11 protein-coding genes are annotated in these 9,026 nt (G+C 59.2%); 5 read left to right on the top strand and 6 right to left on the bottom strand.

The window, feature by feature from the left end:
- Positions 1-99: IS3 family transposase (locus ISS20_RS23700; RefSeq protein ID WP_366827632.1), on the top strand; the 99-nt coding region annotated here is incomplete at its 5' end.
- A gap of 195 nt (positions 100-294) precedes the next feature.
- On the opposite strand, the gene ISS20_RS21355 is transcribed toward ISS20_RS23700, so the two are convergent.
- Positions 295-711, bottom strand: a complete 417-nt coding sequence (locus ISS20_RS21355) for a disulfide bond formation protein B (RefSeq protein ID WP_108499598.1) — start codon at positions 709-711, stop codon at positions 295-297.
- A 191-nt stretch (positions 712-902) separates the two neighbouring features.
- Entirely contained in the window at positions 903-1,289 is a 387-nt protein-coding gene (locus tag ISS20_RS21350) for a hypothetical protein (RefSeq protein ID WP_108499597.1), read from the bottom strand.
- Positions 1,290-1,508: 219 nt separating this feature from the next.
- On the opposite strand from ISS20_RS21350, the gene ISS20_RS23695 reads away from it, so the two are divergent.
- Entirely contained in the window at positions 1,509-1,799 is a 291-nt protein-coding gene (locus ISS20_RS23695) for a zinc ribbon domain-containing protein (protein ID WP_108499596.1), read from the top strand.
- Positions 1,800-2,353: 554 nt separating this feature from the next.
- Complete coding sequence (locus ISS20_RS21345) at positions 2,354-2,692, top strand: DUF4148 domain-containing protein (protein ID WP_108497734.1); 339 nt, start codon at positions 2,354-2,356, stop codon at positions 2,690-2,692.
- Positions 2,693-2,768: 76 nt separating this feature from the next.
- On the opposite strand, the gene ISS20_RS21340 is transcribed toward ISS20_RS21345, so the two are convergent.
- Together ISS20_RS21340 and ISS20_RS21335 are read right to left on the bottom strand one after the other, a co-directional pair.
- On the bottom strand, positions 2,769-4,106 hold the full coding sequence (locus ISS20_RS21340; RefSeq protein ID WP_108497733.1) for a heavy metal sensor histidine kinase: 1,338 nt from the start codon (positions 4,104-4,106) through the stop codon (positions 2,769-2,771).
- Positions 4,103-4,789, bottom strand: coding sequence for a heavy metal response regulator transcription factor (locus ISS20_RS21335; RefSeq protein WP_108497732.1), 687 nt, complete (start codon positions 4,787-4,789; stop codon positions 4,103-4,105). Before ISS20_RS21335 ends, ISS20_RS21340 begins: the two co-directional genes overlap by 4 nt.
- A gap of 139 nt (positions 4,790-4,928) precedes the next feature.
- Between ISS20_RS21335 and ISS20_RS21330 the strand changes: the two genes are divergently transcribed.
- Together ISS20_RS21330 and ISS20_RS21325 are read left to right on the top strand one after the other, a co-directional pair.
- Entirely contained in the window at positions 4,929-5,261 is a 333-nt protein-coding gene (locus ISS20_RS21330; protein WP_108497731.1) for a DUF4148 domain-containing protein, read from the top strand.
- Between the two features lie 235 nt (positions 5,262-5,496).
- Positions 5,497-7,098 carry a phosphoethanolamine--lipid A transferase gene (locus ISS20_RS21325; RefSeq protein WP_199227653.1) on the top strand — a complete coding sequence of 534 codons (1,602 nt, stop codon included), beginning with the start codon at positions 5,497-5,499 and terminating at the stop codon, positions 7,096-7,098.
- 347 nt (positions 7,099-7,445) lie between these two features.
- Here the strand turns inward: ISS20_RS21325 and ISS20_RS21320 are convergent, their stop codons facing one another.
- Positions 7,446-7,820 (bottom strand): hypothetical protein, encoded by a 375-nt coding sequence (locus ISS20_RS21320; RefSeq protein WP_288852723.1) that lies wholly within the window; start codon positions 7,818-7,820, stop codon positions 7,446-7,448.
- Positions 7,821-7,883: 63 nt separating this feature from the next.
- Positions 7,884-9,026: efflux RND transporter permease subunit (locus tag ISS20_RS21315; protein ID WP_291439339.1), on the bottom strand; the 1,143-nt coding region annotated here is incomplete at its 5' end.

Raw genomic sequence — 9,026 nt, 5'->3', positions numbered from 1 at the left:
TTCTACAATCACCGCAGGCTGCATTCCTCGCTGGGCTACCTCAGCCCGATGCAGTACGAACAACGCTGGTACGAGGCACAGCGCAAAAAGGCCGCGTGAATCGTGGGTTAAGAACTACACGAAACAGGGGCAAGGTCACCAGGACAGGTGAGTGCATCCGCACGAGGTGCTCGGACTGGCTGATGACAACCGCTTGTTTCTCCCCCAGTGCGTTGTGCTGGTAGACGTATGCACCGACAGCGAAGGCACTTGCAGAAACGATCAGCACGAGGGCGACGATTGCTTTTTTAGAGATCATTGACGGGTTCCGCGCAAGTAGACGAAGAGGAACGCTGCTATGGCAGCGAAGGATGAGAAAGAGAGCCAGGGCAGCTCCAGACCCAAGAAGATGCTGAGCTTCTGGTTGGCACAAGACACTCCTGCAGAGCAGGGAATCCACGTCTGAGGAACAAGCCCCGCCACCAGGAGGCTGTGATACCCAGCGATCACCAAGCCAGTGAGTGCCATCGGCAACGCGTAGACAGCTCCTCGGCGGTCTTCCGCGTACAGCGACATGCCAAGTACAAGAGCGATAGGGAACATGGCGATGCGCTGGTACCAGCACAGCACGCACGGCGTCATGCCCATGACTTCGCCGATGAACACAGCACCACCGGTGGCCGCGATCGAAACCAGCCAAGCGCACAGTAGCGTCAGCCAAGACCGGCTCATGGGCACAAGCCCTGCGTGCGAGATTCGAAAGCGCGCCCCCGTGTGGTGCTACGCGTCCATGAGATCAGTAGGCCGCGCGAAACGTCGGCAAAGACCATGAGAACTCCCTGAAACGAACAGACAGGCCAGCTGCAGCAGTGCAGGCTGGCTCGCGGGTCAGCAGCGGTTCCGGTGAGGAACCGACGCCTTGGTCAGGCCAGGGCGAGCCACTGCGGGCGTTCAGGGCGAAGGGGCGTGGGAGGAGCCTTGGGCGCAAACGCGATTGCACCAAAGAGTTCATGGGCCACCGCGATCGCAGTCATAAGACTGTGCTGTGGAGCAGCAGGGCTGTGCGAATGGCAGACGCCACAGTCCACGTCCACGCCGGAGGCATCCGCTTTCTGCGAAGAATCGAGACCGATCTGGAGCGCGGGACTCACGTCAAGAGGACCCTCTTGCGATTGCATGATCTCTAGGCCATGCACACCGGCAATGTGCGCGGCGCCGCGTGCGTCCTCGTGAATGTAAGGAGCCACTGCCGCCCAGCACAGTTGCAAGGGCAACAGTGCGATGAGCAGAGCGAGCAGTTTGGAACGCATTCGAAAATTGTAGTAGCTCAGCCCGGGAACCTGCACGCCGAAAGGCCGCGTCCATGTAAAACATGAAAAAAATCGACCCTGTGAAGAGGGCCGGATAACGCTGAGTTATCGCGCAGATTACATCTGCGTAATCTAGGCCCGTATCAGTCGAAATGCGTTGACCTTGAAGCCACCACAAGGTTTCAAATAAGCCCATCACAACATGCGCAGGAGTAAGTGATGAGTTTCTTCAACAAGCTTTTCAGCGGACATCACGGCGGCGGCGGCCGCGGCCACCATGGCGGAAATTACCGAGACAGCGACCACAATCGCGGCTATAGCGATGGACCCAACACCCAGCGACCAGCGAATCTCATCGCGTGCGCGAGTTGCGGTTGCGCGAACCAGCCAGGCGCGAAGTTCTGCCAGCAGTGTGGCACCAGCATGGTCGCAACGCAGTGCACCAAGTGCTCTGCGGTATTGGCACCCAACGCAAAGTTTTGCGGCTCATGCGGGCAGGGCAGAGGGTGACCGAAATCTACGCGCTGGCATGCCAAGCGCACGAATCGGGCTTGAGACGGGCCCACAGTGCCATGGGTGAAGGCATCCAGATCGGGACGTCGGTCAGGCCGCGACACCTCTACACGATGCAAGGGGAGCAGCATGCCATTGGAGTTTCTTCGACAGATCGATATTGGCACTTTGCCAAAACAGGTAAGGAAGGCAGGGGACATCGAACTGCTTCGTCTGCTCTCTGCGGCAGGGATGATTGAAGCAGATCTTCCGGACGTAGGCGGATCGGGCTCGGCAACGGTTCGCCGGGTCACTGGCTTCGGTCGTGCATGGCTCGCAGCGGATGTGAGCAGTGCAGCGACGTCGGCTCCTTCCTCAGGCCCCCTGGCTTGAGTGCGCTGCTTCAAAGTGCCTCCTTGGCTTCTGGGTGCTGCGAATACATGACGAACTTGTAATCTCTTGGTGCGCAACTTGTCGGCATACGGTCAGCAGACTGTCACACGTGCAATGTAGAGCGTCCAACGGTTGGTGCGGTCTGCAGGGCACGTTGATTCCAACCAAGGAGATATCTGATGGCAGTTCGTACCGTACTCACCGCCCTTTCTTTCGTAGCCCTCGCAGCGCCCGCGATGGGGAGCAGCGTCATCCATTCTGCGCCGACCGAACTGGGCTACACCACCCATCCAGAACATGCTGAGCCTGGCAAGTCGCGCGAACAGGTCCTCGCCGAGATGGACCAGTCCAAGAAGGACGGCACGTGGCAGTACCACCGCTTCGGTGCACCAGTTCCAGTGAAAGGCAAGGCCGTGACCCGCGAAGAAGTACTGGCTGACCTGGAACGCTCCCAGAAGCACCCCAGCTGGGCTGCACGCCGCGTTGGTGCACCGGTCCCGGCCGTTCCCGCACCCTGATCCAGAGCTGCTTAAATTGCCCGTCAAATCCTCGTTATCGTGGTTTGACTGGCAACACTGAGTAGTGTCTCTGGAACTATGCCACCGTCTTGACCAGTACAAGGCCGATCTCGGTCTTTCCATTGACACTGGCTGCGGTCGTGCGGCCTCCGTGCATGCGAGCAATCGCCGAGGTGATTGCCAAACCCAGGCCATGGTTCTTCTGCCCGTGCTCCCGTGAAGCAGAGGCGCGAAAGAACCGATCAAATATTCGCCCCAGGATCTCAGGTGAGACCGTTTCACCTTGGTTCGCGACGACCAGGCTCACCTCGGTGTCTGACACGACGGCGATGTTCACCTCGACCTGTGTACCGGGTTTGGCGTACTGGGTGGCGTTGCCAATCAGGTTGGAGACGGCACGCCTGAGCAGCGGTTCATCAAAATGGCCTGTCCCATCTCCAGAAATCTTCAGGCGCAGATCAGCATCCGCCAAGGCTGCCTCGTGGTACTCGGCCACCCGCTCGACAACTGCTGCAAGACTGGGAACAAATGAGCGCCTGGCAGTCGCACCTCTGTCCGCCGTTGACAGAAACAGCATATCGTTGATGATGCCAGCGAGGCGGTGGAGCTCCTCAAGGTTGGAGGACAGCACTTCCTCCATATCAAAGTTCGCTGGGTGACGCAACGCAAGCTCATTGCTGGCAACGAGCGTTGCCAAAGGAGTGCGAAGCTCATGCGACACGTCTGCGTTGAATCCTTCGAGTTGGGTGTATGCCAGATCCAACCGGCCGAGCAGGCCGTTGAACTGCTCCACCAGAGGAACAAGTTCTGCGGGCTGGCCAGCGCCATCCAGGCGCGGACGCAAGTTGTCCGCAGACAGGGATCTGAGTTGGTGCGCGAGCCGTCGCACAGGGGCCAGACCGTAGCTAACGATGGACATGCCTCCAAGCGAAATGACGAAGGTTCCCACGACGGCGGCGATCGCCAACGTGATGGCCAGCCGGTTCAGGTGCTGGACATCGGAGGAGATGTTCATTGACAAGTCGACGTTGAAAGTCTGGCCTTTTCCGTCGGTGGGCTGGACGGCGAACATCCTCGACACCCTCCGAGAATTGTCCGGGGATGGTGCAGCTTTCGGGAACACCATGTCCCCATCCTGGGTGCGGACGAGCACGCGAAAATCTTCGTGCCCAATCAGGAAATCGCTCAACGGATGCTCCTGCGAGCTTTCCTTGGCGTGCTCGTCGATGTTGCTCAACAGGTGCCTGACAATCGCTTCTTTTTGAGCTAGGGTTTCGATCTGGCGCTGGTTGAGATTGTGGGCGGTGACCATGTAGACGACCAGGCAGACGACACCCAAACCTACAAAACTCTGGACAGCGAGCCATAGCGACAGGCGTGCGCGCAGCGAGTGCGCGCGTGGCAAGGAGTTCATTGTTCTCGCTCTTCCATCACATAGCCCATACCACGCACCGTGTGCAGCAAGCTCTTGTCAAAGGGCAAGTCCATCTTCGTGCGCAGACGCCGGATCGCCACCTCGACCACATTGGTGTCGCTGTCGAAGTTCATGTCCCAAACCTGTTCAGCAATCTCGGTGCGAGAAAGAACTTCGCCCTTGCGTCGCAGGAACAATGCGAGCAGCAAGAACTCCTTTGCCGTGAGTTCAAGCCTGTGACCTCCGCGCGTAGCCTTGCGGCGTATCAGGTCGAGCTCAAGGTCCGCGATGCCCAGCACGGTCGGCTCGCCGGCATCCTTGGCGCCGTGCGCCCGGCGAAGCAGCACCTGCACGCGGGCGGATAGCTCTGAGAAGGCAAAGGGTTTGACCAGGTAATCATCAGCACCGGTTTGCAAGCCGCGCACCCGATCCTCAACGCTGACCCGTGCGGTAAGCATCAGGACCGGGGTCTGCTTTGTCTTGCGAAACGCCGTCAAAAGCGTGAACCCGTCAATGCCTGGCAGCATGCCATCGAGGATCAGCAGATCGTACGCGCCCTCCAGTGCCATGTGCAGCCCATCGACACCGTTGTGAACGATGTCGACGTTGTGCCCCGCTTCGCCAAGCCCTTTCTTGAGGTACTCGGCAAGTTTGATCTCATCCTCAATGACCAAGATTTTCATTCGTTGATTCTCCTGGAGATCGGCCGCAGAGTCGATTACAAATTCGTAATCTGAGTGTTGGCAACTTGTCGCCCCTGCCTTTCTAGAGTTCGTTCAAGGTCGTCGCACGCCGCGAGGGCCACACCAACGGGTCAACACCATGAACAAGCAGGCAAAACTCATCCTCTCGCTGACCGCGGCGGCATTTCTGGTCCCCAGCGCGGCAATGGCTTCGTCCCTGTATCACGAAGCAGGTGGCGAAATCGGCGCAACTACGCATCCGAGCCACATCTCCGATGACCTGATGCGCGGCGAAGTGCAGCGGACTGTCGACGCTGCTCGCAAAGACGGGTCGTTGGCCATTCTGTCCCGAGGCGGTGTGGTGCCTGCAAAGCCCACTGGATCAGCAAAGACCCGAGAGCAAGTCCGAAACGAGTATCTCAGCATGACGCCGCAGGAGAAGGAGCGGCTTAACGAGCTGCATGGCAGGTGATCTGCCGCACACCAAGCGAACCGACATATCAGGTGCTCCCTGGCTGGCCTCCAGAGCGTCACGGTAGACCTGCTACGACAGCCAACTTTCACTTCAGTACATACGGATCCATTGTGGGTCGACTCACCGTACTGATCAATGCCCTCGACGTGAGATGAGCTTTAGACAGCGCGGCTTCGCGGAGCCTGGGCGATGGCCTGCCAGTTTGGGGCAGTTGCTCCTGCGACGCCCTTTTATGGCAACAGAGGGGTTGGTGTTGTGGATCAGCGCGTACGTGGCGCTGGCCTACAACGGTTCCTTTCTGAGGGCGAGTACGGCTGGCCGCAGTTGGGAGTCACCCGACACATGGGTGTTTGTCGGCGCACTGATGGTTTCATTGATTGCGCTGCACGGGCTGATCTTCAGCGTCGCTGTGGCCAGGTGGAGCATTCGCCCTCTGCTCACGGCATCTGTGCTGGTTGCAGCCTTTGCGACCTTCTACATGCAACGCTACGGCGTCTACTACGATCCCAGCATGCTGCGCAATGTGCTGCGGACGGACACTGCTGAAGCCAGCGAGTTGATCAGCTGGAGCTTGATCGCTCATGTCTCGCTGTACTCGGTGGTCCCCTTGTGGGCGATATGGCGAATTCGCCTCACTAAGACCTCTTTATGGCGCGCGACGCTGCGACGCCTCGTCTTTGCTGCCGTATGCGCGATGGCAGTGGTAGCCGCTGTGCTCCTCATCTTCCAGGACTTCTCGGCGTTGATGAGAAACCAGAAGGAGCTGCGCTATCTCATAACTCCCGCCAACGTGATCTACTCGACAGCTCGCGTCCTGTCGGCCGATGTCGAAAAGCCAAAGGTCAGGCAGCCCGTGGGCCTGGATGCTCGCATGGCAGTGCCAACCCTCCCCCAGAAGCCGAAGCTGCTTTTCATCGTCGTGGGAGAGACAGTGCGTGCTGGCAATTGGGGACTTAACGGCTATGAGCGGCAGACTTCTCCGAACCTTCAGACGCTGAACGTAGTCAACTTTGGCAACGTCACGGCCTGCGGCACAGATACGGAGACATCACTTCCATGCATGTTCTCCGCGATCGGAAGGCGAGGCTATGATGAAGCCCGAATTCGCTCATCCGAGTCGCTACTACACGTTCTTTCACGGGCCGGAGTTTCTGTGCATTGGAAGGACAACCAGTCAGGATGCAAGGGCGTCTGCGATGGGCTCAATGAGATCCCTGTGGACCCAACTGCAGCTGCAGGAATGTGCTCTGATGGTAGATGCCATGACGAGGTGCTTCTCCACGGGCTAGAGTCAGTCGTCGAAGCCTCTGACACCACAACGGTAGTGGTCCTGCACATGCTCGGCAACCATGGGCCAGCCTATTTCAAGCGCTACCCAGCAGCTTTCAGACGCTTCGAACCCACCTGTGACACGGGCGAGCTGCGCAAGTGCGATCGCCAGAGCATCGTGAATGCCTATGACAATGCGGTGCTCTATACCGACCATGTCTTGGGCCAGGCCGTGGCCTTTCTCAAGCGCCAGGAGAGCCGTTTCGATACAGCGCTGCTCTATGTGTCCGACCACGGTGAGTCACTGGGCGAGAAAGGGCTGTTTCTTCACGGCTTGCCCAGGGCGATCGCACCTGACGAACAGACCAAGGTGCCCATGGTCTGGTGGCTGTCGGAAGGCTTCAAGAAGAGTCGCATGATGAACAGCGAGTGCTTGAAAGAGAAGTCGTCGACCGCCTTGTCGCATGACAATCTTTTTCACTCAGTGCTCGGACTGATGGACGTCTCGACCCAGGCCTATGAACAGGAGCTGGACATCTCCGCGGCCTGCAGGCGCATCGGCTGAGGGATCCAAGTGCGCCGGACATCGGCATCCCGCGTTAGAGGCGAGGTTGTCGATCCGAGCCGGTTCGTCGCTGGGTTCGAGTTTGGGCCAACCTTCGGTCACGCATGCGCTTGGCCAAGCGCTGGCTGTACTTGAGGCTCTTGTTGCGCTCCGGGTGGCGCTTCAACCATATGTGACGCAACCGCCAGAAGGTCAGCACCGTGGCGATCAAGCTGATCCATATCCAAATCAGCTTAGCCGCTAGTCCGTGACCCATGGGCTAAGCCTTTTTCAAATTGCTGTTGTCTGCATTGAAAGAGGCGCCGGCAGCGGTGCAATGACATGCGAGCGCCTCGTCGAGCCTTGAACTATTTGAGAGAGAAGCGAACGGAGGCGACGGGCTTGCCGCCTTTGGTGACCGCAGCAACGGCTTTCGTGCCCGCAGCCACCTTGAAGCTGCCCGAAGCTTCCAGCTTTCCATCGACTGGCAACAGCTGGACGTCCTGCTTCTCAGTACCGGTCAACAGCGTGACCTTTGCCGCCATTCCAGCAACGTCTGCAGGCTTGCCATGGTCGCGGACGTAGAGCTGCAGCTTGTCGGTGCCGGACACAAGCTCATAGTCCACGTCTTTTGCCTGGGCCACTACACCGCCATGCAGCGGCTTTGTGTCGTGGTTGTCTGCGGCGATTGCTGCGCCGGAAATGAATACGGTGAGTGCGAGGAGAAGCTTGGTTGCTTTCATTGGATTTCCTTTGCTGAACAGAATAAAAAATGGGCCCCGCAAACTGCGGGGCCCGAAGGCCCATTACTGGGCGGAGGGAACTGGGTGTACAGGTTCTGCGGTCACGTCCTCAACCTGCTCGTCAGGCTTGTGGGCCAGGCGATAAAGGATGGGCAGGACCAAGAGCGTCAGGAGCGTCGAGGAAAGAATGCCGCCGATCACAACGGTGGCCAACGGGCGCTGCACCTCGGCCCCGGTTCCCGTAGCGATGGCCATTGGGATGAAGCCCAGAGAAGCAACGAGTGCCGTCATGAGCACGGGACGCAGACGTGTCAGCGCGCCTTCACGGATCGCATCGTCCAGTGCAACGCCTTCCTCTCTCAACGTGCGGATGTAGGAGATCATCACCAGGCCGTTGAGCACCGCGACCCCTGAGAGTGCGATGAAGCCAACTGCCGCGGAGATCGACATGGGGATGTCGCGAAGCCAAAGCGCAAGGATGCCCCCCGTCAGCGCGAAAGGAATGCCCGTGAACACCAGCAGGCCGTCCTTGGCATTTCCGAACATTGCGAACAGCAGCACGAATACGAGCAACAGTGAGACGGGCACCACAATCTGCAGGCGCTTGGAGGCAGACTGCAGGTTCTCAAACGTGCCGCCCCAGCTTGTCCAGTAGCCCGTCGGGATCTTGATCTGCGCCAGGCCTTGTTCGGCTTCTGCAACGAAGGAGCCCACATCGCGGCCGCGCACGTTGGCGCTCACCACGATGCGCCGCTTGCCGTTCTCGCGGCTGACCTGGTTAGGGCCGGGGGCGAGCTCAAAGGAAGCGACTTCGGCAAGTGGGATGAAGTTGGTCCGCGCTTCCGCAGTGCCCGCTGAGCGAGGCAGCGGGATGGGCAGTCGCTTCATGCCTTCCATGTCATTGCGGATCGCTTCGGGCAGGCGCACCAGGATGTCAAATCGCCGATCACCCTCGAACATCGTTCCGGCTTCACGTCCACCGATGGCTGTGGCCACCGTGTCCTGGATGTCGGCCACGTTCAGGCCATAGCGAGCCGCCTTCTGGCGGTCGATATTCACCGTGAGCATCGGCAGCCCGGTTGTCTGCTCGACCTTCACCTCCGATGCCCCTTGGATCTTCTGCAGCATCGAAGAGATCTCTTCTGCCGACTTGTTCAGGACGTCCATGTCGTCCCCGAAGATCTTGACCGCGACGTCGCTGCGCAC

Origin of the sequence: Acidovorax sp., assembly GCF_016783915.1 — a bacterium.
Classification (GTDB): domain Bacteria; phylum Pseudomonadota; class Gammaproteobacteria; order Burkholderiales; family Burkholderiaceae_C; genus Acidovorax.
This window is presented reverse-complemented; position numbering and strand designations above follow the sequence as displayed.